Below are 25,444 nucleotides of genomic sequence, written 5' to 3'. Positions count from 1 at the left end.
CTGAAGCATTTATAAATTACAAGGTCGTTATAAGAAGCTAACAGCCGTGCATAACCGAGCAACAAATAACGCTTAAGCTAATATCTTTGTTCATCTTTCCATTTTGAGAAACTATTATGTCAGCATTAATCACTTCTTATAAACCAAATAAATTGGCTCTGTTTACTGCTATAACTGCAGCAATGGTCATTACCTCTGGTTGTCAGTCATTAAAAACGGCCAACGCGACTAACCAGCCAACGACGACTGTACAAGGTCAAAACGCTGAACAACCCAAAAAGCTAGAGAGCTTTAATATTACCGGTAAAATTGGGGTGACGACGCCTGCGAATGATTCGACAGGTACTCAAGGTGGTAGTGCATTTTATGCATGGGGTCAGCAAAACGACCGATTTGCCATTGAGCTGATTGGCGCACTCGGCATTGGTAAAACCAACATCGAATACAATGGTCAGACCGCTACTCTAGTTAGCGAAAAGACGGGCACATTGACTGCTGATGACCCCGAAACCTTGCTAAAGAAAGCCACTGGTTGGCAAGCACCAATTTCACAAATGCCTTACTGGATTTCTGGTCGCCCAGCACCTTCAGATAGTGCGCCACAAATGGATGAGCAGAATCGTTTAGTTAGCTCAGTCAATGGTGAGTGGACAGCCAGCTTTACCTATAAAGGCACGGATAAGCTACCTAGTAAAATTAGTGCAGTACAGCCACAAGGCAACAAAGTTGTAATGACGATCAACCATTAATCCATCACTGATTGATGATATGAACTACGCTAAAAATCATTATTGCTTATTAAGAGAGCTATTTATAACTGCACCTTATGATAAAAAAATATGACTGAAAATATAGCCGAACCATCTGTTTCTATGATTACTCGTTTATCGCCTGCAAAACTCAATCTATTTTTGCATATCACGGGTAAACGTACCGACGGCTATCATAATTTGCAAACGGTATTTCGCCTGCTTGACTGGGGCGATTACTTGCATTTTTCAGTCAGTGATGATGCTGTGATTTCTACTATAGCTAGTGAATTAAGTGCTAATCAATTCTGTCATCAGCTATTGATACTAGATGGTGCAGAGGCTATCACTACTAATATAGAAGACAATTTAATTTTCAAAGCAGCGCGCGCACTGCTAGCATCTGCCATACAGTCAAACACTTTACCTGACCAATTAGCAAAAGTGCATATCACTTTAGATAAGCACTTGCCAATGGGCGCAGGGTTGGGTGGTGGCTCATCTAATGCAGCAACGACTATGTTAGTGCTCAATGAGATTTGGCAGCTTAACTTTACTTGTGATGAGCTCATAAAGATTGGCGCAACTGTGGGTGCGGATGTACCTATATTTATCTTTGGCCAAGACGCTATTGCGATGGGTATTGGTGAGGAACTAACTACGATTGAGTTGCCTGACCAGCAATATTTAGTACTGACGCCTAACGCTCATGTAAATACTGCCAAACTATTTGCGCATCCTAAACTACAGCGAGATATCGCGCCCCTATCGGTTGCAACTATCCAAAACCGATACGCTAACTATGTGCAAACGCTCACCACGCCTTATCATAATGTCTTTACCCCAGTAGTCACAAGCCTTGCTCCTGCTGTTGCAGATGCCTTAAGTTATCTACAGGGGTTAGAAGCGCAAACACTGAGCACAGCACGAATGACTGGCTCTGGTAGTGCCGTGTTTTTACCTCTAGATGCGAGCGTAGCCACTGATAAGAAAATTCTAGTACAGTGGATTGCAGATGCGCCTTGTACGGCATATCTCGCTGGAAACTTAAAATAGCACATATAACCTTTAGATTTCTTATCATCTAAACAATGACAACGGTAGGATTGCCGATTTTAATTTGCTAAAATAGCGCCAGCAGTAACCTATGATGAATAAATACCAGAAAAAGCCGCAAATGACTTGCAAAATCTGAAAATTTACTTATAATAGGTCGCCACAATAGGGGTATAGCCAAGTTGGTAAGGCATCAGGTTTTGATCCTGACATCCGTTGGTTCGAGTCCAGCTACCCCTGCCATTTTTTAGTACGAAGCGTTAGAGATACATCGAGTATAAGCGGTTTATAGACAGCCACTTATCTTATTGTCATTGACAACGTTATCCCAGTTTCGGTATAGTTCGCAATGGACACCGCTAGGGAAAAGTTATGTTTTAAACGGATTATCCGTTTTTTGGATAACTGACAGGTCATGACACCATATCAAGAACGACTATTTAGTCGCTATTATATATCGGTTGTTCATAGCTTAGACATTACAGGGGTATAGCCAAGTTGGTAAGGCATCAGGTTTTGATCCTGACATCCGTTGGTTCGCGAGTCCAGCTACCCCTGCCATTTTTTACTGTAATAGTATACTTCAACACCTTCACCACTCTTTTCTTAATTTGAGCAGTTTGACACTGCTTAGCGGTCGCTGCTTGAGTCAATCAATAGGACTTCTGTCATGCCTTATTTGGCGATTTTTACGGGTAATGCCCACCCAGAATTAGCAAAAACCGTAGCCGATCATCTTCACATACCTCTTGGTAAAGCTGACATCACGCGTTTTTCTGATGGCGAAATTGCCGTGGAAATCAAAGAACACGTACGTGGTAAAGATGTGTTTATCATGCAGCCTACTTGTGCACCGACCAACGACAACTTGATGGAAATCATGATGATGGCTGACGCTTTGCGTCGCTCTAGTGCTGGCCGTATCACAGCAGTCATGCCGTATTTTGGTTATGCTCGTCAGGATCGTCGTCCACGCTCAGCTCGTGTACCTATCTCGGCTAAAGTGGTCGCTGACATGCTGAACATCGTTAGTATCGATCGCGTAATGACTGTTGATTTGCACTCAGATCAGATTCAGGGTTTCTTTGATATTCCTGTAGACAACATCTACGGCACCCCTGTATTGCTAAACGACCTACAAAAGCAAGACTATGACAATATCATGGTTGTTTCACCTGACGTAGGCGGCGTGGTTCGTGCACGTGCGATGGCTAAACAGCTGGGCGATACCGACATGGCAATTATTGATAAGCGCCGTGCTCGTGCCAATGAGTCACAAGTAATGCACATCATTGGTGATGTTCGTGACCGTGATTGCGTTATCGTTGACGATATGGTCGATACTGCAGGTACATTGTGTAAAGCAGCTGAAGCATTGAAAGAAAATGGTGCACGTCGCGTCTTAGCTTATATCACGCACCCTGTCCTATCAGGTAACGCACTGAAAAACATCAGCGAATCTGCATTGGATGAAGTGGTTGTGACCGATACGATTCCACTATCTGCTGAAGCCAAAGCCTGTAGCAAAATCCGTCAGGTAAGTATTGCACCGATGCTGGCTGAAAGCTTACGCCGTATCAATAACGAAGAATCTATTAGCGCGATGTTTGACGCTTAATCTGATACAGTTATTTTTAAAACAGCTATTGCAGTAATTTTTAGTAGCAATGACTGTAGTAAGACATCTTAAATAGTTAAAAAACAGAGCGTCAAGTAACATTACTTGGCGCTTTGTTTTATGTAGGCGTTTTGCGTAGGTCTTTATTATTGCTACAGAATCACGTATAATGCGCGCCTGTGCTGACCTTTTCGTTGTTTTTATTAGGCTGGCACTATCAAAAGTGCTGATCATGCTTAACAGCAACCATCGTTATAGTAATTATCATTTATCATAGCGAGCGCGGCTATAAGCAAATGGCTAATCTTAAACATTACGAGTTTTATTCGTAACGATAATATTAGCTATCATCACGTATTAGTGGATTGGTCGCAAATCCACTTTTTTATGACCAGACACTTCATCATTTTTTTTATAGGATTATATCCATGAGCATTAATCATTTTGAACTAAACGCCGTTGATCGTGCTGCTGAACTACAAGGTAAAGGTGCGAGCCGCCGCCTACGTAAGCAGAACCTAGTTCCTGCTATCATCTATGGTGGTAACGAAGAGCCAACAGCTATCTCTATCAAGCTTAACGAACTAGTAAAATCACTAGAATTCGAAGCGTTTTTCTCACACATCTTGACTATCAACGTTGATGGTGAAGAGCATCAAGCAGTTATCAAAGACTTGCAGCGCCATCCAGCTAAAGGCTTCCCAATGCATGCTGATTTCCAGCGTATTGTAAAAGGTCAGAAAATCCACATGAACGTTCCTGTTCATTTCACTGGTCGTGAAGATGCGCCTGGTACTGCTGCTGCTGGTGTACTATCTACTCTAGTATCTGATATCGAAGTTATCTGCTTACCATCACAGCTTCCTGAATACCTAGAAGTAGATGTGTCTGGCATGGAAATCGGTGATTTGTTCCGTCTATCAGACATCAAACTTCCTGAAGGCGTTGTAATTCATGAGCTTGAGCTAGAAGACGGTCATGACCGTACTATCGTTAACATGCAGCCACCAACAGTAGAAGAAGTTGATGCTGATGCTGACGTTGATGCTGATGAAGTACCAGCAACTGAGCAAAACGACGGTACTGAAGAAAACAAAGACAGCGAGTAATATACTATTTCTAACTAGTGTATTATTTTGTGCTGGTTAGTGATACATTCGTTTAGTCAATAAGACAGCAGGTGATTAAAATCTCCTGCTGTTTTTGTAAGTAAGGTTTGAAAATAAACTGTCTATCAGTACTTCACACCTTACCCCTATTTATCAAATTCAAGCAGGGTGTTTTTATGGCCATAAAGCTTATTGTCGGTCTTGGTAATCCTGGTCAGCAGTATATGTTTACGCGTCATAATGCAGGATTTTGGTTTGTCCATCATTTGGCTCAGCAGTTTAATATCACGCTCTCCCCTGATAAGAAATTTCATGGAGTGACAGGGCGTGGACAGATTCATGGGTCTGATGTGCGTTTACTTATGCCGCTGACGTTTATGAATAAATCTGGTCAGTCAGTGGTGCCTATGGTAAATTTCTATGGCATCAAAAATGATGAATTGTTGATTGCTCATGATGAGCTCGATATTCCAGCTGGTAGTATCAAACTCAAAACAGACGGTGGACATGGTGGTCACAACGGCCTACGTGATATCACACCGCATATTGGCAATGATTTTCATCGCCTGCGTGTGGGTATCGGCCATCCTGGTCACAAGTCTAAAGTTAGTGGACACGTTCTCTCTAAAGCATCTCCTGATGAGCAGATTGCGATTGATAGCGCGCTGACAGCGGCTTTTGAGGCGCTCCCATTATTGTTAGATGGTGATCTTGAAAAAGCACGTTCACAAATTAATGGCTTTAAATTACCAGAATAATATAGTCGTTCAATGATAATGACCTTTTATTTTGGCAGTTTTATCCCCATTAACCTTTTGATTTAGTTAATTAATATCAGTTACGCCAAGGAACCAACCTATGCTACTTAATATGCTTAAATGCAAATTACACCGTGCCCGTGTTACCCATGCCGAGCTTCATTACGAAGGCTCTTGCGGTATCGACGGCGATCTATTAGATCTTGCTGGTCTACGCGAAAATGAATCTATTGATATCTATAACGTGACCAACGGTAAGCGCTTTCGCACCTATGCTATCCGTGCTGAGGCGGGCTCTGGTATTATCTCATTAAATGGTGCTGCGGCTCATATGGCAGATTTGGGCGATATCGTTATCATTTGTGCTTACGCGCATTTTGATGAAGTTGAAGCGTCAACGTATCAGCCAAAACTTGTCTATTGCAACGAAGACAACACCGTTAAAGACACAGCAAATATCATTCCTGTACAAGTTGCTTAATATGACAGGATAGTGAGGTTTTGGTAAATTTAAGATAAACACAAAGTTACATCTTTGAATTAGCTGCTATTATTACTAAAAATCTCGATGCTAAAGGGAAAGCTGAATCTAAATCAAGATTCGGCTTTTTTTATGCCACTTTTATTTATCAAATTCACATTTTTCATCATATACAAGGAAACATAATGATGTGGTTGGCCGCGCTTGCAATACTGATTGGGTTAGCAATTTTAGTTTGGAGTGCCGATGTCTTCATTGATGGGGCGACAGCACTAGCAAAGAAGTTTAGTGTGCCTAGCTTCTTAATTGGTGTCTTAATATTGGGTATAGGCACGTCAGCGCCTGAGATGGTGGTATCAGTACTAGCAGCAATAGAAGGCAGCCCTGAGCTGGCTCTAGGTAACGCTTATGGCTCAAATATCATCAACATCGCATTGGTACTCGGTGCAACTGTATTGATTAGCCCTATTATCATCCGTAGAGGCATCGTAAAGCGCGACTTACCCTTGCTGCTACTGATTACTGTCATCGCCGCTTGGCAGCTACGTGATGGGACGTTAAGCCAAGCTGATGGTATCGTATTGTTGATTTTGTTGGTCGCCGTTTTAGGACTACAGATCATAATGAGTATACGCGAAGGCTATCATGAGCACGAAGACGATATGGTCGTGGCTAGTGCTGACTCAGAGCACTCAAATAACTTAGAGCACTCAAATAACTTAGAGCACTCAAATAACTTAGAGCACTTAAATAACTTAGAGCACTTAAATAACTCAGAGAGCTTAGAAAAGCTAGAACCAAGCGTAACGCGTGGTCTTGTCAGTTTAATTATCGGTATGCTGATGCTCGTAGCCAGCTCACGCGCTATCATTTGGGGCGCTGTCGAGTTGGCAACGCTATGGGGTCTTAGTGAGCTTATCATTGGTCTAACGATTGTCGCAGTCGGGACCTCACTGCCTGAACTGGTATCGAGCTTATCAGCTGCCCGTAAAGGCGAACATGATATGGCGCTTGGCAATATCATCGGCTCTAATATCTTCAATACTTTGGCAGTTGTCGGCTTGGCAACGGTCATTGCTCCTATCGCAGCCGACCCAGTGATTCTATCGCGTGATGTGATGGCGATGGGGGTTTTGACGATATTGCTAGTGACACTATGCGTATTTGCCTTTAAAACAAAACGCCAGTTCGGTCGTACGTCAGGTGCCACATTAGTGTTGTTCTTTATGGGCTACACCGCATGGCTGATCCAAAGCGTTAGTATGTAACTGTTTAGACTGAACCAACTGAGCATTGGTACAACTACATTGTTACGTCGATAAGAGTTACTAGTTCAATAAAAATTGTTACGTCAATAAAATCAGACTACGGTTTTTTCTTACGATTTTTAAAACCGCGCCATAGCCCTTCATATGCCACTTTCGGCATTTTTAGGGTGATGGTGTTGGACAGCATATCTTGTACTGCCAAACCGCGAGGGTTGAACAGACAGAACACATAGTTGAATACCAAACCAAGAAACGCGCTGGCCAATAAGGCGGCGCGTGATCCATCAATAAGACTGCCAATAATGCCGAAAATCAGCGGCATCAAACAAGCGGCCAAGATACGCTTAAACGATTGACCCCATGTTAGCCATTGACCTGAATCATTGATCGTTTTTAATCGCCACGTCTGCATCCCCAATGTCTGACCACCACGGCGCCAAAATATTCCGTAGAATGCCACGAGCGTCAGTACAAATGATGGCGTCATAATGGCGTTCTGATACCAAAGCGGCAGTGACTGAGCTTGTGAGGATTCAGTACCCGTCTCCATAGTCAATAGCGTGCCGACCACAGTCAATATAGTACCAACCAAAAACAATAACGCTAAAATCAGCATACCATCATAGAGAATCGCCACGACACGAATCATAGGCTTAGCAATGGTTGGCTCTTCGTTAGGATCTCGCTGTACAGGCGCACTCGATTGAGGCTTTGATTTGCGAGTCGTTTTTGACGGACGTTTAGATGGACTTTTTGACATGGTACAAGCTCATAGCAAGCAGTGAATAGTAACGCTATTGTACCGTAAATGGTGGGGCTATCGTACATTATCCTAGGTGACTGTCCGATCATACTACATACAAAAGATGGTCATAGAATAAATAAGTAGAAAGGTAAAAGCTACAGACATAAAAAAACCGCCAATTGTCATAAGACAGGCGATTATTTTAATGTTTTATCAGCTTAAATTAAGCTATTATGCAAATGGTGCGCCTGGAGAGATTCGAACTCCCGACCCCTTAGTTCGTAGCCAAGTGCTCTATCCAACTGAGCTACAGGCGCGTATTTTGCACTTTATCCACTGCGCAGATAATATCTTTTGCAGTAAATTAGGTTGGTCATTATATAGATAATATCGCTTGTGTCAACATCTTTTTTAATTAAAACAAATTATTTTTTGAATTAATTATTAAAATGTTTAACGCAGTATATTGCGTTATTACTCTAATAACAACTGAATAAATGGCGGTGAAGGAGGGATTCGAACCCTCGATACGCTTACACGTATGGTTCCTTAGCAGGGAACTGGTTTCAGCCACTCACCCACTTCACCTAACGATTCAAGACATTTATAAAAAATCTATAAACATAGTATTGATGCTAACAATACGTCTCATGTCGTGGGCGAGTATTATAACAAAGCCAAAACGAATTGCAAGCGTTGTCTACAGATTTAATGCGGCTTTTATCAAAATTATAGATATAAGTACTTATATTGCATTTTTATACGGAAAATTGCGGCATATCATCGCTAAATATGAATATTGAATTGCTTATTAATATTAGGTCTACCCACTCTACCGTCTTATGCCTCATCCGCAAGCATAAGACTATGATAGATTTTTTAGTAGTAGGTGGCTATAGTATTTGTCACTTACTTCAAAATATCTCAAAAGGAGCTGTTATGCGACCTGTCGTACTGTGTTTTTCAGGATTAGACCCTTCAGGCGGTGCTGGATTACAAGCGGATATCGAGGCCATTGGACAATCAGGGGCACATGCCACCATCGCTTGTACGGCGGTCACTATCCAAAGCTCACAGCAGGTGTTTGGCTTTGAGGCTTGTGCAGCATCATTGGTAAAAGCCCAAGCTACTGCGGTTCTTGATGACTTGCCTGTTAGTGCTATCAAATCAGGTATGCTCGGCACCACTGATAATATCGCAATGTTGACCGAATTATTTGCTGATCAAATTATCGATAATAATACGCCATTTGTCTTAGACCCTGTACTAGTCGCAAATAGCGGTGGCAGCTTGGGCGATGAAAAAACTCTGGTTAACGCCTTTAGACAATTGCTGCCCTACACCACTTTAATCACTCCAAACACTCATGAGCTACGTGCGCTTAGTGGTGAGCAAGACTTACATGTCGGTGCGAAAAAGCTATGTGCTCAAGGCGCTCATGCTGTACTCGTAAAAACTTCACATGATTTTGATAGTGGTGATATCGAGCAGTACTTATATATACAGGGGAAAATGGTCCATAAAAGTACTTTGCCGCGCTTAGACGGCGAGTTCCATGGCTCAGGATGTTCACTCGCCAGCTTTATCGCTGGACGCTTGGCAATGGGCGACGCTCTCATCGACGCAGTACAAGCGGCAGATAGTTGGATTACCCAGACATTGCGGGCAGCTGATGCACCGCATCCTGACGATACTCAAGCTCAGCTCATACCCAATCGCTTTGTTCGTTTTTAGCATATTTATAAAGTCATAGCTTACCCAAGTAACAGACGCAAAAAAGGCGCTCTATATTTTTATAGAACGCCTTTTTTATGACAGTCTTTAAATTTAACTCTATTAGACTTAACCTAACGTTGGCAACACACTCGCAGCCAAACCACCAATAAATATCTCCAGCAAATAAAATGCTAAGAAAGCAACCATTGGCGATAAGTCTAGCATACCTAAATTCGGCGTAATACGACGAAACGGGGCCAAAATAGGTTCAGCCAAATTAATGATAATGCCAATAATCGGATGCTCAGATCTGGTAAACACCACAATCCAGCTGACGATGATAGAACCAATTACTAGATAGCGACACATGCGTAAAAAGTCTAACAATAAGCTAGTGGTGCCCGTAAAGAATAGCGGTACAGGCGCAATACCTTTATGCGTTAATGCGGCCTTTCCAGAGATATCGATTAGACGAATCAAGAACATCAGCACGATAGCGGCAATGCTAATACGACCCTGTGCAACAGTCGGGAAAATACGCCCAAACACATCGACGATATGCGTCGCTTTATAAGCAGGTGCAATCATCGGATTGCTCGCATCCATCCCTGCAAACTGCAACATAAAACGAATAAACACCAGCATCATAGCGAATGTGGTGACCAAATCAAAAATTTGAAATAACATGTTGTTCATGAAGTGCTACTCAATGTGACATTATTAACAGATTCTAGGATGACAAATGTCATTATCAGATGCTGATGATTACATAAGGTGTGTCGTCAGTGGTAACTTACAGCACACCTTGTCAGTGTTTACTTACTCATCTCTTCACTTAACGCTTGGCTACGATCATAGCAAGCTTGCATGGCCTCGCCGATTTGACGACCAATCTCATTGGCTTGCATTGACTCAACCGCTGCCTGAGTAGTACCGTTCGGTGAAGTGACTTTGCGACGTAGCTCAGCTGGTGCATCATCACTGTTCATCGCCATTTTTGCAGCACCTAACATGGTCTGCATAGCAAGCGCTGAGGCTTGTTCTTTATCTAGCCCTAATGCAACAGCCCCATCGACCATCGATTCGATAAAGTAAAACATATACGCTGGCGCTGAACCTGATACCGCTGTAACGGCATGCATATGCTCTTCATCATCGACCCACATGACCAAACCTGATGCTTCCATAACGGCTGTTGCTAGCTGCTTCTGTTCCGCTGAGATATTGTCTGTACCGTAGAGGCCAGTCGCACCCATTTGAATCATAGAAGGCGTGTTTGGCATTGCACGGACGATATTGCTATAGCCGCCCAACATGTTTGATAAAAGATCAGTCGATAAACCTGCTGCCACTGAAATGACCAGTTGAGTGTCTAATACATCTGCAAAAGCACTTACCACTACTTTCATCATTTGTGGTTTGACTGCAAGTACCACGATATCTGCACCGATCACAGCAGATTTTGGATCAGCCATTGGATCAACAGTATTTAAACCTTTGGCGGCTAATTGCTCACGTGCATCGCTGCTAGGATCGGCGACCGTGATTAGATTTGGTTTGATGCCACAACCCACAAGCCCGCTAATGAGCGCTTGTGCCATGTTTCCGCCACCAATAAAACTGATTTTTTTATTATCTAATACCGACATACTTGTCTCCTAGTCACAAAATTCAAAGGTATTCAACTTAACATACTGATATGTAAAACGACACTCAGTTTATCATACTGCCACTATTACCGTTTGATAAATTCAAAATGTCACGCCTGACATCAACCTGATAAAAATCAATGAGTCAGCCAACGGATATTAAACTTTTGACACTTTTTATTTTAGACTAAGATCACTTGCAATGTACTCAGCCAATTGATTGCTTTTAACATCGCTATCGGTCTGCTCGGAACTCAAAAGCCAACTCTCAAATGGCGATGCTAGTAGTAGAGGAATATCAGTTTTTATATCACTTCCAACTTCAGATTTTTTTATAAAAGTGATGCTGACTACCATTAAGCTGTCTCGTAGCCATAGTGGAATCCCAAGCGTTTGATACAGTTTTTTGCCTGCTTGTGGGCGCACAGCCATCTCGGTTTTTAGCCGTTGCTGACGGTCTAACGGTGCTATTTTTAACACTGCCTGCTGTGCTATTCCGTCTACACTATTTTCTAACAATCGTACCAGCGCATTTGCTTTTACTTGCAACTGCCAAGTATAACGACTACTGCTCCGCACAGTGAGTGATGTTAAATTATTAGCTGAATCACTAGATGAGTTACTAGATAAAGACAGTCTGGATAATGGTAGTACCTGCTCGGTCAGCGGTACGTTTAGCCAAGACAGCCATTTGCTGCTCATACGATAGAGCTGCTGACGATAGCGGCGAATAGTATAAGATGCCTTACGACCTTGCCAAAACAGTTCTGTCTGATGATCTTGGTCATCACGTTGACTGAGAGTTAGCACATCATCGACGAGTTGCTTAGCAGGTGGTAACGGCTCATCTTGACCGAGCCAATAGTGCAATAGTTGCCGTTGCCGATACATGGGTAGCTTTTGCAACGCATCGATATTTAGCACGCGCTGTGCGGGTAAAAGTTGCAGGTCTGTACTCTCCGTCTGCTGCATATCCTGCATAGCTTGAGCATTGATTGTTTCCTGTGCATCACTTAATAGCTGCGCACTACGAGCAATATTGTCAATGACATTAGGATTGTATGTAGCCAGTATTGGCATGATATCGCGGCGTAGCCCACTACGTACATTGTCACCGCTGTCATTGGTAGGATCATCTATATAAGGCAGTTGTAGACGCTTGGCGTAGGCGCTAATATTGGCTCGTCGTATCGTGAGCCAAGGTCGCCACAGGATATTGCGCTGTACGCCCTGCGTTTGCACTCGCCATGGCTGCATACCAGACAGGCCGTTAACCCCAGCTCCTTGAATCAATCGCATCAACACCGTTTCAGCTTGGTCATCAGCGTGATGCGCTAATAGCAATACATCGCCTTGGTTAATATGAGCACGCATGATGTTATAGCGTGCTTGCCGAGCGGCCTGCTCATCATGTCCGTTCACTTGTGCCTGTAAAATGCGACAAGGTATCTGCTGTGCTTGCGCCCAATTGGCGACATGCTTAGCCCAATACTGACTATCCGATTGTAACCCATGATCGACATGTAATAGCTGCGGCAGACATGGCAATCTACCTTGTCGATAGAGCTGTACACACAGCGCCGCAAGTGCCAATGAATCACGCCCACCACTACATGCTAACCAAAGACGGCGACCATGCAACTGATCACTATACTCAGACATACTGCTCAAGAAAGCTGTCACCAGAGTCTCATCAACTGGCAAATCGCCAATTGATTTAATAGGGTGTGAGATGATTGCGCTGCTGGTCATAGTCAGCCTTATTTTTCGTTATTTTAGATGCTTCATATAATAACAGCCAAAAAAAAACGCGCCATTAAATGACACGTTTTTATTTTAGCATTAAGACTCAGACGCTAATATGAAAAACCTATTATTGAATAATAGCGACTTAACAATAAAGGTGCCATAGCAACCAATTAAGCAGGCAACATCACTTCTGAGTTGAAAGACTTTAGCTTTTCATAACGTAGCTCACAACGCTTTTGAGGATCTAAATCTTTAATCTCGTCAAGCTGCTCAGTAATCAGAGCTTTTAAGGCATTCATCACAGGTTGTGGCTGTACATGTGCGCCCTCGCCTTCTTCAATGACAGCGTCAATCAAACCCATTTGGTAAAGGTTAATGGCATTCAATTTTAGTGCTTCACTAGCATCTTGTGCTTTTTCAGCGGTCTTCCATAGGATAGAAGCACAACCTTCTGGCGAGATAACTGAGTAGATACTGTTTTGTAGCATATTTACTTTATCACCAACACCAATTGCCAATGCCCCACCTGAGCCACCTTCACCAATGATAGTCACGATTACAGGCACTTTCAGACTAGAGAATACAGCGATGCTTTCTGCAATCGCTTGCGCCTGTCCGCGCTCTTCTGCGCCAATACCAGGATAAGCACCTTGGGTATCTACAAAGGTCATCACCGGAATGTTAAAGCGCTCGGCCATTTTGACCAAACGAATCACTTTACGATAGCCTTCAGGATTGGCCATACCAAAATTATGAGCAATACGCTCACGAGTGCTACGACCACGATGCTGACCAATTACCATCACAGGCTGACCATCAAAACGCGCAAGACCACCTAAAACGGCTTTGTCATCGGCAAAAGCACGGTCGCCATGCAACTCGTCAAATTCGGTAAAAAGCTGATTAACATAGTCCATAAATAATGGACGCTTGGCGTGTCGTGCAAGCTGCACACTATCCCAGACAGTGCTCATAGACGCTTCCCTTTAATAATTATACTTAATGTATTTATGTTTAAGAATAATATCGTTATCCGTATTCAGATAATGAAAGTACAGTTGTAAACTCAATAGGAGCTATAGTAGCACATCTTAAATAGCATGACATTATCGACAACACCGCTTTTGTTATGTTAATCTTTAACTCAATACTTACAATGGTAACTGCTCAACCTCTGGAGTCTCGGCCTCTTGGGCTTCAATCACACTAAGCTGCACGCCCCACTTAGCAAACTGGTCAATCTCAGTACGCAAATCTGCGAGCAAGAACGCATAATGCTCACTGCTATCCGCTAAAGTGATTTGCCAGCTGTTTTCATCGACTACCTTTAGTTCTAGCTCTGGTAGCGCATAATCACTGCGGCTATGATGTGCCAGTACGGCGAGGCGCAGCAATAAGCAGAGATAAACCAACTGATCACCACCAATCTGACAAGTCTGCTCTAGCATATCGGCTTTAAGCTTGCGGCGATGGTTAAGCATCAGCTGCGCCATGCGTTTTTGATCGACTTGCGAGAATCCTGGAATATCAGAGTATTCAAGTAAATATGCGCTGTGCTTGTGATAACTACTATGACTGATTGCCAGTCCTATCTCATGCAAGAAAGCAGCACGTCTGAGCAAGTCGCAATCATCATTGGACAGCGCAAGCTTGTCTTTTACTTGTTCAAATAAATGACGACTGGTTTTTACCACTTGTTTGGCTTGCTTTTTGTCCCCTGAGTAACGCTTGATTAAGGCTAATACACTGCGGTCACGCACATCTTCACTAGCAAAACGGCCAAGCATATCGTACATAACGCCTTCACGTAGCGCACCATCTGAGTAGGTAATGGTCTCAACACCCAGCACTTTCATCACCGCGCGCAGCACTGCCACACCAGCAGGAAATACAGCTTTACGATGTTCTTTGACGCCTTCTAACTCGATATCATCAATATTGCCAATCTTAATCAGCAATTTCTCTAATTTTTTGACACCTTTGTAAGTAATGCGTTCTTGCTCATCGGCCCAACCTTTTGATACTAAAACATTACGCACCGCTTTGATTGTACCGCTTGAGCCAACCACGCTACTCCAGCCTGTCTTTTGATAGCGACCATTGATGGCTAAGACTTCTTTGCGTGCACCCGAAATCGCACTATTAAAAGCTTCTTTAGTAATCAGGCCGTCAGCGAAGAATTTTTGGGTAAAAGAAACACAGCCCATTTGTAAACTTTCAGTCAATAATGGATCGAAATTTTGACCAATAATAAACTCTGTCGAACCGCCGCCAATATCCATAACCAAGCGTTTATCACTACTCTCGTTGGTATGCGAGACGCCCAAATAAATTAATCGCGCCTCTTCGCGGCCCGCGATAATCTCAATAGGTTTTGGCAGGATTTTATTGGCACGGGAAATAAAGTCGTTGGCGTTTTTGGCTTGACGCAGCGCATTGGTCGCGACCACACGAATCCGCTCTGGCGGTACTGAATCCAAGCGCGCCACAAAGCGGCTTAAACAATCAAGACCGCGCTGCTCAGCGGCTGCGCTTAGAATATTATTTTCGTCCAGACCGGCAGCGAGCTGTACCTTTTCAGACATCGAGACTACTTTTCGCACTTCCCCATGATCAAGACGAGCAATAGCTAAATGGAAACTGTTGGAACCAATATCGATGGCTGCCATCATTTCATCATCGCCAATTGGCGGATTCGTAAGGTAGTCAATAGGCATAGGACAAGTCGTCACCGTGTTAGAGAGAGTGGATAGTTTACCAAAATCACGTGCTATATAGTTATAAAATCACATGTATAGAAAAAAGTAGTAACCACAAAAATCAGGGCAATTTTATCATTAAAGCATTTATGCCAAACACTCGCAAGCGATGCAAAACTGTAGCAGGGATATCGACGACCACCCTATAAACTGACAGGTGTCGGCTCAGCATCTAGCGCTTGTGTTACTCATATCGGTTTGCTACATTGAAAGCTATCAACATCATGGTAAAAAACCGTTATTTATAAACCTTTTATCTGTATAATTTACTTCAAAAATCACCAGCTAATCGGTTAAAAACCATCCGCAATTAGTAGTTGTCAAACCCACCAGCAAGGAAGCTAGTCACATGAATCAGACCACGACAAAAGACGCAACCCAAAATACTGAAACTCCCATCAGTAGCGCTAAAAAAGACATGGTAAAAACTGAAACTTCGCCCAAACAAGCATTTTATGATTTTTACTTAGATGAGCATCAAAACATGGCCTGTCGCCGCCTACATTTCGCAGGTAGTAGCTTTGGCTTATTAGGACTGGCAAAGTCTGTCAAAACTGGCTCAGCTAAGCCTTTGGTAAAGGGCATCGCTGCTGGATATGCCTGTGCATGGGTTGGACACTTTTTCTTTGAAAAAAACACGCCCGCTTCTTTTAAGTTTCCATTGAAAAGCTTTGTCAGCGATTTTCGTATGTATAGCGATGTGCTACGAGGCAATCTGAGCTTGAGAGATCGCAAGTTTGATAAAGCACGATAAATTTAGTCGTCATATAAATTAAATGACAAACTTTATATTATTCCCAACATTATTATAAATAAGATGTCGATAAACAAAAAAACCAGCAGAGATCACAGGACGATCTTGCTGGTTTTTTAAACTGCAACTTTTTAGTTAGCTAATAACTTACATGGCTAAACTATGCTTTCGCCATTTCTGCAAATATTTCATCAGCCGCCTTGATTGACGCATCAATATCTTCATCGTTATGTTTGATAGACATAAAGCCTGCTTCATAAGCTGACGGTGCCAAGTAAATACCGCGATCTAGCATACCGTGGAAGAAAGTATTAAATACGTCCATATCGCACTCTGTCACGTCATCGAAGTTCTTTGGTGTTTCGGTTGCGCTGTCTTTGACAAAGAACATGCCAAACATGCCGCCAAGCTTATTGGTACGTAGATGAATACCATGTTTGTCGGCTGCTGCTTGGAAACCGTCTACTAGGTGATCAACTTTCGCTGCTAATTCGTCATAAAAACCGTCTGCCGTTAAGTCTTCAAACATAGCGATACCAGCGCGCATCGCTAGTGGATTACCTGATAACGTGCCAGCTTGATAGACACCGCCAAGTGGCGCGATGCAAGACATGACTTCTTTTTTACCACCGAAAGCACCGACGGGTAAGCCAGCACCGATGATTTTACCAAAGCAAGTTAAATCAGGGTCGATACCGAAATGGGCTTGCGCGCCGCCAAGACCAACGCGGAAGCCCGTCATGACTTCATCAAAAATCAATACTGCGCCATTAGCAGTACATTCTGCGCGCAACGTATCATGAAACTCTTGTGTCGGGATAACCATGTTCATGTTGCCAGCGATAGGCTCTAAGATAACGCAGGCAATTTCTTCGCCCCATTTCTCAAAACAGTCTTTAATCGCTTGCGGATCATTATAAGGAATCGTAATCGTATGCTTAGCAAAATCTGCTGGCACACCTTTTGATGTTGGCTCACCAATATCAAGCATGCCAGAGCCTGCTTTTACCAATAGGCTGTCTGAATGCCCATGATAACAACCTTCAAACTTAACGATTTTATCACGCTGAGTATAACCACGTGCTAAGCGAATCGCACTCATGGTCGCTTCTGTACCAGAGCTAGTCATACGAATCATCTCAACGCTTGGTACGATTTCGCAAATTTTATCTGCAACTGTCGTCTCGAACGGTGTGGGCGTACCAAAGCTTAGACCATCATCAGCCGCTTTTTTTACCGCATCGATGACTTTTGGGTGCGCATGACCCAAAATCATTGGGCCCCATGAGCCAACATAGTCAATATAGGCGTTGTCTTCGGTGTCATAAATTTTGCTGCCATTGGCGCGGTGCATAAAGATTGGCGTACCACCGACCCCTGCAAAGGCGCGAACCGGTGAGTTAACACCACCTGGAATGTGTTTACGTGCTTGCGCAAAAAGCTGTTCGTTTTTAGTACTCATAATTATTCTCTACTTATAGCGTCGGTATTTTTTGATTGAGCGTCTAATTTATATTTGTTTATTATTGAATCTTTCAAGAAGTTTTTACAATTTAAGCTTTTTTGACCACAGAAGACTTAAGCTTCATTGGCCCGTAGCCATCAAGTTTGCAGTCGATATCATGACCGTCAGTAGCATCTGGCAACAGGCGAATGCTTTTCGCTTTTGTCCCTACTTTAATCACGATTGAAGAGCCTTTGACTTTTAGGTCTTTAATGACCGTCACCGCATCACCGTCCTGCAACTCATTGCCAACGGCATCACGTATGACTGCGTCTTGGTCTTCAGCTTGCGCTGCATCAGTCTCAGCCGCCGTCCATTCATGAGCACACATAGGACATACCAGTAACGCACCATCTTCATACGTATATTCAGCATCACATTTAGGGCAATTTGGTAAGCTCATTATTTCCTCGGCAGCCATCGTACATTAGGTTAATTGTAGAGCTGATATTGTACCGTAACTCACCATCTTTAACCAATTTGTACGCTTGAAAATCAAACGCTATGCCCAATTTAACACTTAACTCATCGCTTACTGATGACGTTTTTTATGACAGGGTTTTTTGTGGTACTCTTCTTAGCTTCATTTAGATTTATGTGTACAAATACTGTCAATGATAAAAGCGCCCATATGACTTTTTATCACTTCGATTTACCCTCTATATTATTACTAAGTAAGCTCTCATCAGAAGGATAATAACAATGACTCAGTCTTCAAATTTATCAGCCGTACTGCAGTTTTCGCAATTAACTATCCAAGGCGAAGACGCCGAAAAATTCTTGCAAGGGCAATTAACTTGTGACGTTACCAAGCTCGGGCTTAGCTATCAGGCAGCCGCCATCGGTAACCTAAAAGGTCGTATTGAGTTTGGCATCTGGATCAAAAAACAAGCAGAGAAACATTATGATGTGGTCATCAGTAGCGACTGTGCTGAGTCTTTTCAGGCACATCTTAATAAGTACGGGGCGTTTTCTAAATTTGAGACCAGTGCACCAGCAGCGATTTCTCCTTGCGTACTAGCAGATGAGCCAACTTTTAGCCACAAAGACGACCATAATACTGCTGAGGATACGCAGGCTTGGATGGCGTGCAGTATAGCCACAGGTAATTATTGGATTGTGGCTGCAACTCAAGGTGAGTTTCAACCGCAAGAGCTGCGTTTACATCAGCGCGGCGGCATGGACTATGATAAAGGCTGCTACTTAGGTCAGGAAGTCATCGCTCGCATCTACTTTAAATCTGCACCCAAAGCATTTTTGCATTATGTGAAAGGTACTGGCGATGTGCCCACGGCAGGCGAAAAGCTAGACAAAATCCAAGTGGTCAACAGCATGCAAACCGATGAGGGTTTTATCGCATTGGTGGTGGCGCGTCCTGAGCAATTGGCAGAAAGCGATTTGAGCATATTGGACTTGCCAGCTGCACTACAGATAGATGTTGCGCGTCCTAAGTAAAAATAGAAATCAAATCAAGCAAGCGACGTAGCGAAGGTGATGGTAGTTTACTATATATCTACCATCATGACTAACATGAGCATAGAGAATCCTATGACACATATTGCGGTACTTGGAGCAGGCGTGGTGGGCGTGACCACCGCATGGTATCTACGTCAAGTAGGCTATGATGTGACTGTGATTGAGCGCGAACCGGCAGCAGGTATGCAAACGTCATTTGCCAATGGCGGCCAAATCTCTGTCTCACATGCCACGCCTTGGGCCAATCCTGCGACCCCAATGAAAGCGCTCAAATGGTTGTTTAAAGAAGATGCTCCGCTACTGTATCGCTTGCGTGCGGATAAAGCGCAGCTCAAATGGGCCATGCAGTTTCTGCAAGAGTGCCGCGCCGATAGAGCCGATGCCAATCTTGTGCAAATGGTGCGCTTAGGTCTATATTCAAGAGATACCTTACAACAGCTGCGCGCGGATATTGGTATCGACTACGAGCAGCAAACACGCGGTATCATGCACTTTTATACCAATCAGGCAGAGTTTGATGCGGCTATCGAACCAACTGAACGTATGCAAGCGCTTGGTTGTGAGCGCCATGTGATTGATATTAACAATGCCGTCAATTTAGAGCCAGCGCTCTACCCAATTGCGCATAAGCTAACTGGGGCAACCTATACCAGCCGTGATGAGTCTGGCAATGCGCACCTGTTTACCCAACGTTTGGCGCAGCGCTGCATCGACGCTGGTGTACAGTTTTTATATGATACCGAAATTTTAGCACTCAATACTGATACTGACTCTGCGCGTCCGCATGTACATAGTATTACTATCCGTCCAAAAGGCGAAAACGCGCAGACCTTCACGGCTGATAGTCATGTGGTCGCGCTTGGCAGCTATAGTGTATCTCTACTAAAACCATTGGGCATCCACGTACCTATTTTCCCTGCGAAGGGATATTCGGCTACCTATACGGTAAATCCACGGGCGCCGCACTTAGCGCCTTTTGTCAGTTTGATTGATGATGAATTTAAACTGGTTACCTCACGACTGGGTGACAAATTACGTGTTGCTGGAACCGCAGAATTTAATGGCTATAACCTAGACTTAAATGCCACGCGCTGTGAAGCCATCACTCGGCGTGTACAGCAGTTATTTCCGAAAGGTATTATCGCAAACTCGGTGCAATATTGGACAGGACTGCGCCCGATGACCCCATCGAACGTACCTTTGATTGGTCGCGCACACTGTGGTCAAGTCAAACATGGTAGTCATAACGCTTCAGCGACTTTCGACAATTTATGGCTAAATACAGGACATGGTACCTTGGGATGGACACACTCTTGCGGCTCTGCAAAAGCCCTTAGTTTGCTAATCCAAGGTGAAACGCCCAACGTCGATTTTGATTTTATCGGTATGAGCGTTTGATCGGCTCAGTGATGTATTTAGATTACAAAAAAAAGGCGCTCACTTTACGTGAACGCCTTTTTTGTATGTCTATGAACTTGCGATTAACTTTATGCTAGTGCACCTTTCGCTACAGTCTCTGTAGCAGTAGATAAACCATCTACACCCATATCCAATGCTTCTAATTGTACAGGCACACCGTTGACTGCGGCATTACCACTCAACTGATCAATTAAGGTTTCATCAGTCAAATCATTAACGCTGACACCTGCATGCGCTTGCGCAATCTTTTGCTTAACGCCTTTGCGTCCGTGACCAAAGCCGTGCGGAATACTGACCACTCCTGGCATCAGCTCATCCGTCACTTCTGCTGCAATGACCACGCTACCCACTCGAGAAGTTACTCTGACATCTTGACCCTCTACAATGCCATGTTGCGCTGCCGTTTGCGGATGCAACATCAATGTACAGCGAGATTTACCTTTTACCAATCGATGACTATTGTGCAACCATGAGTTGTTGCTACGTACATGACGACGACCGATTAGCAAAATCTCATTACTGTTGTACTGTTGCACCATTTCTTTAACACGTGCCAAATCTGACTGATAAAAATCGACATGAAGATGAATTTGTTTGTCGGCATGTTTGATGGCCTCTGGCAACATACGATGCAGCGGACCTAAATCGATACCATGCGGATTTTCGACTAAGGCTTCAAATGTCACCTCTTTATGAGGTCCATACTTTAGGCCTTGCTCTAACAAGAACTTAGGACCAAATGCTTTTGTCGCGGCACGTTCTTTCTGCGTTGCTTCTGGCGCATCTTTGTCTAAGCGCTCTGCCAGTCCTAAATAAATCTCCCAGTCATGCTTGGTATCGTCGGTTTTATCAAACAAAGCAGGCGAATATTTGGCGACATTGTGCACGGCAAAGCCGTTAAAAGTAATGTCATAATGGTCGCGCTCTAATGGTGATACAGGCGGCAAAATAATATTGGCATGGCGACTGGTCTCAGTCACGAAATAATCAAGCGAAACCATAAATTCTAACTGAGATAATGCTTCGTCCAATTTTTCACCATTTGGCGTACTCAGAACCGGGTTGCCAGCGACCGTAACGAATCCCTTTAACTGGCCTTCCCCTTCGACTAACATTTCATCTGCCATTGCAACCACTGGATACTCACCATTAAAATCTGGCAAGTTGCCGACGCGGCTATGACGTTTACCCAGATAGCCTGGGCCAGAGCTATTTACAACATCGACGGCAGGATTTGGGAACATGAGTCCGCCCACTTCATCTAAACGGCCCGTGACGATATTGATGACCATAGATAGATATTGGCTGAGCAAACCAAACTCTTGCACCGAGATGCCCATACGGCCATAACAAACTGAGCTTTCCGCTTCACAAAACTCTTTAACGATACGTTTTATTTCGGCTGCGGTAATACCCGTGATACCTGCCACTGACTCAGGCGTGTATTGTTCAGCAAACAAAGCAAGTCGATCGATCTCAGGTGTCAAGGCTGCCACTCTAGTATCGAGCTTGGCATAACCCTGCGTATAGATTTCATTGAGCATGGCTAATAGCAGCAGTACGTCCGTCGCTGGACGAATAAAGTGGTGTTCGCTAGCGATGTCTGCAGTTTCGGTACGTCTTGGATCAACCACTACCACCTTACCATCGCGCGCTTTAATATCTTTTAGCTTTTGACGCATGTTAGGCGCAGTCATGATACTGCCGTTAGAAGCCAACGGATTGCCACCGATAATAAGCATATATTGTGTGTTATTGACATCGGGAACTGGAATGCGCAGCATGTGACCAAATAGATGCATGCTAATAATATGATGTGGCAGCTGGTCAATAGAGGTGGCAGAAAAACGACTGCGCGTCTTTAAACTGGTAAGCAGTTGTTTGATGGTCAACATACCGCCCATGTTATGTACGTTAGGATTACCCAAATAAACACCCAACGCATTTTGACCATACTTTTGCTGTATGGATTGAATACCTGCGGCGACTTTATCTAACGCTTCTGGCCAACTAATAGCTTTCCAACCGTCTACCGTTCTCTCTACCGGCTGGCGCAAACGGTCAGGATCTTCGTGCAAATCTTGCAAAGCGGTGGCTTTCGGGCAAATATAGCCTTGCGAAAAGGGATCGTTTTTGTCCCCTTTAATCGACAAGACTTTTTCGCCATCATGTTTTATTTCAACGCCGCACATTGCCTCGCACAATGTACAAGTTCTAAAATGCGTTTGCGTTTCGCCTAACGTTGGTGCAGCCGTGGTTATGGCCATAGTCACTCTCCCTGTTGTGTTTTTTGTTCTAGACTTCATGACAATAATTTTTGCTTATTATCACTACTGACTAGTATTGCTTCCGTGCAAAAAATTGGCGAACAGTGCATCAAAGCTGATACTCAACGTGGCAATCGCTTGTTGTCTTGAGTAACGCTGCTGATGACAGCCCAATATCAACTCATGTACTTGTGCCGCCGCCATATCGACGCATAGATTGACAGCACTGCGCTCGCAAGTACGATTGGATAACTGCAATCCCTGAATAAATATCTCTGTCCATTCTTCTTGTATTTCGGTAATCAGATTGCCCAGTCCATTATTCAATGATGACTGGTTTTCTATACTGTCACTAAATCTAGGACGGTCTTCGAGCAAATGCTGAAACAGCGCAATATTCTCAAATGCAGAATCAAAAATCATAATCAGACATTGTCGACATTGCTGATTAAACTGATCTTTACTCAGCACATCATAATCTTTGAGCATATTGACCCATGCCAGTCGCATCGGTGATAGATAATTATCTTTTAGTTGGGTGCTCAGCTCGTTTTGTAGCGCCTCTAGACTCTCAAAATGATTGTAAAAACTGGGCTGTGCAATACCTGCACCTTTGGCAACTTTATTCATGCTCATGCCCTGAGCACCTTCCAAACTATACAACCGCAAGGCACTTTTTAATAACGCACGCCGAGTCTTGGCTTTCGCCAGCTCACGTTTAGATTCTACTGGGACTGTCAAATCCTGCGTTAGTACATTCAATGCAGAGGTCTTCCTATTCAATAGATAATTATATCGACACACCAGTAATTTACCTTAGGTGCTATTGTGCCAAAAAAATGTGATGATAATGGTCAATTGCCGATAGCGAATATCTTAGCTATAAGGTTATAGTCATTTAAACCATATGTCTATAGCCAAACCCATAGTAGAACTCATGCTTCACAAAACAACCATTTCTAGGCCACTATCATGACATCACCTGTATTCTCCCCTTTAGTGCTTCCTTGTGGCGCTACATTACCCAACCGCTTAGCGAAAGCTGCCATGGAAGAAAACATGGCTGATGTCGGTCAAGTCCCTGGCCCTACTCTGCTCCGTCTATACAAAAACTGGGCAGAAGGCGGGACAGGTCTGTTAATCACGGGAAACGTGATGGTCGATGGCCGCGCTATGACAGGGCCTGGTGGGGTCGTATTAGACAAACACAGTGAGATAGCGCCTTTTAGAGCGTGGGCAAATGCTGCTAAGCACAACGATACGCAGATTTGGATGCAGCTCAATCATCCTGGTCGTCAAGTATATGCTGCCATGGGTGGCGATGTGCTATCACCTTCTGACGTGGCGATCGACTTAGGCAAGCACTCTCATTTATTTGGTAAACCGCGTGCGATGACGCAGCAAGATATTGAACAATTGATCCAGCGGTTTGCCGATAGTGCACTAAAAGCAGAGCAAGCTGGCTTCGATGGTGTACAAATTCATGCCGCCCACGGCTATCTAATTTCTCAATTTTTATCACCGCTTACCAATAAACGTAAAGATGAATATGGCGGTTCGATTGAGAATCGGATGCGACTATTAATCGAAGTAATCAAAGCCGTTCGTGCTCAAGTTGCGCCTACCTTTGCAGTCGCTGTGAAGATAAACTCAGCCGATTTCCAGCGCGGAGGATTTGATGCAGATGATGCCAAAGTGGTTATTTCAGCGATGAATGAATTGGCGGTAGATTTGGTTGAACTATCAGGTGGCAGCTATGAAAGTCCCGCCATGCAAGGCAGCACAGCAGATGGTCGCACATTGCAACGAGAAGCTTACTTTTTAGACTTTGCAAAAGAGATTGCCCAAGTTGCTACCATGCCTATCATGACGACAGGTGGCGTTAGGCGATTGGCTGTCGCAGAAGATGTACTGGCACAAGGGATTGAAGTGGTTGGTATGGGAACCGCATTAGCCATGAGCCCTGCTCTACCGAATGACTGGGAAAATGACAGTACGCTTAGTGCTCATAATCCTGTGGTACGCTGGAAAGATAAAACTTTAAGTGCAGTTGCTACAATGGCCGTCATCAAGCGACAATTACAGCGTATGGGGCAAGGAAAATATCCCAAACCAAATGCTTTACCAGTTTTCTCATTGATTTCTGATCGTATACGAATAAATAAACTCACTAAACGCTATCATCATTATTTGAATAAGTATCCAACGAGATAGTTTTCAATCAGTTTTAAAGATAATAAAAAAAGCAGCTACTCTATTTTTGAGTCTCTGCTTTTTTATTTACATAATTATTTTTGGATAAATAATATATTTTTTGGGGCTGTAGTAGATAAGGATTAAATATCACACCATTTTCTCAAGGTTTTC

Annotated in this window: 22 protein-coding genes and 4 tRNA genes; 14 read left to right on the top strand and 12 right to left on the bottom strand. The window is 43.6% G+C overall.

Annotated features, from left to right (window positions below):
- Positions 1-116 precede the first annotated feature (116 nt).
- From lolB to QL886_RS05630, 9 genes are all read left to right on the top strand, one after another.
- Entirely contained in the window at positions 117-749 is a 633-nt protein-coding gene (gene lolB, locus QL886_RS05670) for a lipoprotein insertase outer membrane protein LolB (RefSeq protein ID WP_290177935.1), read from the top strand.
- Between the two features lie 90 nt (positions 750-839).
- Entirely contained in the window at positions 840-1,805 is a 966-nt protein-coding gene (ispE, locus tag QL886_RS05665; RefSeq protein WP_290177934.1) for a 4-(cytidine 5'-diphospho)-2-C-methyl-D-erythritol kinase, read from the top strand.
- A 167-nt stretch (positions 1,806-1,972) separates the two neighbouring features.
- Positions 1,973-2,048, top strand: a tRNA-Gln gene (locus tag QL886_RS05660).
- 240 nt (positions 2,049-2,288) lie between these two features.
- Positions 2,289-2,366 (top strand) — tRNA-Gln (locus tag QL886_RS05655).
- Positions 2,367-2,475: 109 nt separating this feature from the next.
- Positions 2,476-3,423: a ribose-phosphate pyrophosphokinase gene (locus tag QL886_RS05650; protein ID WP_057758042.1), complete on the top strand. Its 948-nt coding sequence runs from the start codon at positions 2,476-2,478 to the stop codon at positions 3,421-3,423.
- A 428-nt stretch (positions 3,424-3,851) separates the two neighbouring features.
- A complete protein-coding gene (locus QL886_RS05645) occupies positions 3,852-4,532 on the top strand; it encodes a 50S ribosomal protein L25/general stress protein Ctc (RefSeq protein WP_057758040.1) in 681 nt (226 codons plus the stop codon).
- Positions 4,533-4,708: 176 nt separating this feature from the next.
- Complete coding sequence (pth, locus tag QL886_RS05640) at positions 4,709-5,290, top strand: aminoacyl-tRNA hydrolase (protein ID WP_290177933.1); 582 nt, start codon at positions 4,709-4,711, stop codon at positions 5,288-5,290.
- A gap of 100 nt (positions 5,291-5,390) precedes the next feature.
- On the top strand, positions 5,391-5,771 hold the full coding sequence (panD, locus tag QL886_RS05635; RefSeq protein ID WP_010196068.1) for an aspartate 1-decarboxylase: 381 nt from the start codon (positions 5,391-5,393) through the stop codon (positions 5,769-5,771).
- A 188-nt stretch (positions 5,772-5,959) separates the two neighbouring features.
- Positions 5,960-7,039, top strand: a complete 1,080-nt coding sequence (locus tag QL886_RS05630; RefSeq protein ID WP_290178129.1) for a calcium/sodium antiporter — start codon at positions 5,960-5,962, stop codon at positions 7,037-7,039.
- 97 nt (positions 7,040-7,136) lie between these two features.
- Here QL886_RS05630 and QL886_RS05625 read toward each other — a convergent pair whose 3' ends face one another.
- From QL886_RS05625 to QL886_RS05615, 3 genes are all read right to left on the bottom strand, one after another.
- Positions 7,137-7,799 carry an RDD family protein gene (locus QL886_RS05625; RefSeq protein WP_290177932.1) on the bottom strand — a complete coding sequence of 221 codons (663 nt, stop codon included), beginning with the start codon at positions 7,797-7,799 and terminating at the stop codon, positions 7,137-7,139.
- Positions 7,800-8,024: 225 nt separating this feature from the next.
- Positions 8,025-8,101: transfer RNA gene (locus tag QL886_RS05620), tRNA-Arg, on the bottom strand.
- A gap of 181 nt (positions 8,102-8,282) precedes the next feature.
- Positions 8,283-8,372, bottom strand: a tRNA-Ser gene (locus QL886_RS05615).
- A 351-nt stretch (positions 8,373-8,723) separates the two neighbouring features.
- Here QL886_RS05615 and QL886_RS05610 point away from each other — a divergent pair.
- Positions 8,724-9,518, top strand: coding sequence for a hydroxymethylpyrimidine/phosphomethylpyrimidine kinase (locus QL886_RS05610; protein WP_290177930.1), 795 nt, complete (start codon positions 8,724-8,726; stop codon positions 9,516-9,518).
- Between the two features lie 108 nt (positions 9,519-9,626).
- Here QL886_RS05610 and QL886_RS05605 read toward each other — a convergent pair whose 3' ends face one another.
- The 5 genes from QL886_RS05605 to ppx form a co-directional block, all read right to left on the bottom strand.
- Entirely contained in the window at positions 9,627-10,196 is a 570-nt protein-coding gene (locus QL886_RS05605; RefSeq protein WP_101205146.1) for a YggT family protein, read from the bottom strand.
- Between the two features lie 119 nt (positions 10,197-10,315).
- Positions 10,316-11,149, bottom strand: coding sequence for a pyrroline-5-carboxylate reductase (proC, locus tag QL886_RS05600; RefSeq protein ID WP_102093237.1), 834 nt, complete (start codon positions 11,147-11,149; stop codon positions 10,316-10,318).
- 177 nt (positions 11,150-11,326) lie between these two features.
- Positions 11,327-12,901, bottom strand: coding sequence for a tRNA lysidine(34) synthetase TilS (tilS, locus tag QL886_RS05595; protein ID WP_290177928.1), 1,575 nt, complete (start codon positions 12,899-12,901; stop codon positions 11,327-11,329).
- 167 nt (positions 12,902-13,068) lie between these two features.
- A complete protein-coding gene (locus QL886_RS05590; protein WP_290177927.1) occupies positions 13,069-13,872 on the bottom strand; it encodes an acetyl-CoA carboxylase carboxyltransferase subunit alpha in 804 nt (267 codons plus the stop codon).
- 177 nt (positions 13,873-14,049) lie between these two features.
- Positions 14,050-15,615: an exopolyphosphatase gene (gene ppx / locus QL886_RS05585; protein ID WP_290177926.1), complete on the bottom strand. Its 1,566-nt coding sequence runs from the start codon at positions 15,613-15,615 to the stop codon at positions 14,050-14,052.
- Positions 15,616-16,075: 460 nt separating this feature from the next.
- On the opposite strand from ppx, the gene QL886_RS05580 reads away from it, so the two are divergent.
- Complete coding sequence (locus tag QL886_RS05580) at positions 16,076-16,411, top strand: DUF962 domain-containing protein (RefSeq protein ID WP_290178128.1); 336 nt, start codon at positions 16,076-16,078, stop codon at positions 16,409-16,411.
- Positions 16,412-16,571: 160 nt separating this feature from the next.
- Here QL886_RS05580 and hemL read toward each other — a convergent pair whose 3' ends face one another.
- Both hemL and QL886_RS05570 read right to left on the bottom strand, forming a co-directional pair.
- A complete protein-coding gene (hemL, locus tag QL886_RS05575; RefSeq protein ID WP_290177925.1) occupies positions 16,572-17,873 on the bottom strand; it encodes a glutamate-1-semialdehyde 2,1-aminomutase in 1,302 nt (433 codons plus the stop codon).
- 91 nt (positions 17,874-17,964) lie between these two features.
- On the bottom strand, positions 17,965-18,318 hold the full coding sequence (locus QL886_RS05570) for a zinc ribbon domain-containing protein YjdM (protein WP_057758016.1): 354 nt from the start codon (positions 18,316-18,318) through the stop codon (positions 17,965-17,967).
- Positions 18,319-18,617: 299 nt separating this feature from the next.
- On the opposite strand from QL886_RS05570, the gene QL886_RS05565 reads away from it, so the two are divergent.
- Both QL886_RS05565 and QL886_RS05560 read left to right on the top strand, forming a co-directional pair.
- Positions 18,618-19,370: a folate-binding Fe/S cluster repair protein gene (locus QL886_RS05565; protein ID WP_290177924.1), complete on the top strand. Its 753-nt coding sequence runs from the start codon at positions 18,618-18,620 to the stop codon at positions 19,368-19,370.
- A 39-nt stretch (positions 19,371-19,409) separates the two neighbouring features.
- Positions 19,410-20,789, top strand: a complete 1,380-nt coding sequence (locus tag QL886_RS05560; RefSeq protein ID WP_356625809.1) for a D-amino acid dehydrogenase — start codon at positions 19,410-19,412, stop codon at positions 20,787-20,789.
- 89 nt (positions 20,790-20,878) lie between these two features.
- Here the strand turns inward: QL886_RS05560 and QL886_RS05555 are convergent, their stop codons facing one another.
- Both QL886_RS05555 and QL886_RS05550 read right to left on the bottom strand, forming a co-directional pair.
- Complete coding sequence (locus QL886_RS05555; protein WP_290177921.1) at positions 20,879-23,077, bottom strand: molybdopterin oxidoreductase family protein; 2,199 nt, start codon at positions 23,075-23,077, stop codon at positions 20,879-20,881.
- 63 nt (positions 23,078-23,140) lie between these two features.
- Entirely contained in the window at positions 23,141-23,839 is a 699-nt protein-coding gene (locus QL886_RS05550) for a TetR/AcrR family transcriptional regulator (protein WP_290177920.1), read from the bottom strand.
- 210 nt (positions 23,840-24,049) lie between these two features.
- On the opposite strand from QL886_RS05550, the gene QL886_RS05545 reads away from it, so the two are divergent.
- Positions 24,050-25,291 (top strand): NADH:flavin oxidoreductase/NADH oxidase family protein, encoded by a 1,242-nt coding sequence (locus tag QL886_RS05545; RefSeq protein ID WP_290177919.1) that lies wholly within the window; start codon positions 24,050-24,052, stop codon positions 25,289-25,291.
- Positions 25,292-25,444 lie beyond the last annotated feature (153 nt).

Source organism: Psychrobacter sp. APC 3281 (genome assembly GCF_030407815.1).
In the GTDB taxonomy this organism is placed as follows: domain Bacteria; phylum Pseudomonadota; class Gammaproteobacteria; order Pseudomonadales; family Moraxellaceae; genus Psychrobacter.
Note: the sequence above shows the minus strand (reverse complement) of the source record. Positions and strands in the feature narration are given on the sequence as shown.

Coding starts and splice junctions, on each gene's coding strand:
- QL886_RS05630 (WP_290178129.1), top strand. CDS start 5,960: ATGTGGTTGGCCGCGCTTGCAATACTGATTGGGTTAGCAATTTTAGTT.
- QL886_RS05545 (WP_290177919.1), top strand. CDS start 24,050: ATGACATCACCTGTATTCTCCCCTTTAGTGCTTCCTTGTGGCGCTACA.
- tilS (WP_290177928.1), bottom strand. CDS start 12,901: ATGACCAGCAGCGCAATCATCTCACACCCTATTAAATCAATTGGCGAT.
- QL886_RS05605 (WP_101205146.1), bottom strand. CDS start 10,196: ATGAACAACATGTTATTTCAAATTTTTGATTTGGTCACCACATTCGCT.
- QL886_RS05580 (WP_290178128.1), top strand. CDS start 16,076: ATGGTAAAAACTGAAACTTCGCCCAAACAAGCATTTTATGATTTTTAC.
- QL886_RS05560 (WP_356625809.1), top strand. CDS start 19,410: ATGGTAGTTTACTATATATCTACCATCATGACTAACATGAGCATAGAG.
- lolB (WP_290177935.1), top strand. CDS start 117: ATGTCAGCATTAATCACTTCTTATAAACCAAATAAATTGGCTCTGTTT.
- proC (WP_102093237.1), bottom strand. CDS start 11,149: ATGTCGGTATTAGATAATAAAAAAATCAGTTTTATTGGTGGCGGAAAC.
- panD (WP_010196068.1), top strand. CDS start 5,391: ATGCTACTTAATATGCTTAAATGCAAATTACACCGTGCCCGTGTTACC.
- hemL (WP_290177925.1), bottom strand. CDS start 17,873: ATGAGTACTAAAAACGAACAGCTTTTTGCGCAAGCACGTAAACACATT.
- QL886_RS05570 (WP_057758016.1), bottom strand. CDS start 18,318: ATGAGCTTACCAAATTGCCCTAAATGTGATGCTGAATATACGTATGAA.
- QL886_RS05645 (WP_057758040.1), top strand. CDS start 3,852: ATGAGCATTAATCATTTTGAACTAAACGCCGTTGATCGTGCTGCTGAA.
- QL886_RS05565 (WP_290177924.1), top strand. CDS start 18,618: ATGACTCAGTCTTCAAATTTATCAGCCGTACTGCAGTTTTCGCAATTA.
- pth (WP_290177933.1), top strand. CDS start 4,709: ATGGCCATAAAGCTTATTGTCGGTCTTGGTAATCCTGGTCAGCAGTAT.
- ppx (WP_290177926.1), bottom strand. CDS start 15,615: ATGCCTATTGACTACCTTACGAATCCGCCAATTGGCGATGATGAAATG.
- QL886_RS05625 (WP_290177932.1), bottom strand. CDS start 7,799: ATGTCAAAAAGTCCATCTAAACGTCCGTCAAAAACGACTCGCAAATCA.
- ispE (WP_290177934.1), top strand. CDS start 840: ATGACTGAAAATATAGCCGAACCATCTGTTTCTATGATTACTCGTTTA.
- QL886_RS05555 (WP_290177921.1), bottom strand. CDS start 23,077: ATGGCCATAACCACGGCTGCACCAACGTTAGGCGAAACGCAAACGCAT.
- QL886_RS05610 (WP_290177930.1), top strand. CDS start 8,724: ATGCGACCTGTCGTACTGTGTTTTTCAGGATTAGACCCTTCAGGCGGT.
- QL886_RS05590 (WP_290177927.1), bottom strand. CDS start 13,872: ATGAGCACTGTCTGGGATAGTGTGCAGCTTGCACGACACGCCAAGCGT.
- QL886_RS05650 (WP_057758042.1), top strand. CDS start 2,476: ATGCCTTATTTGGCGATTTTTACGGGTAATGCCCACCCAGAATTAGCA.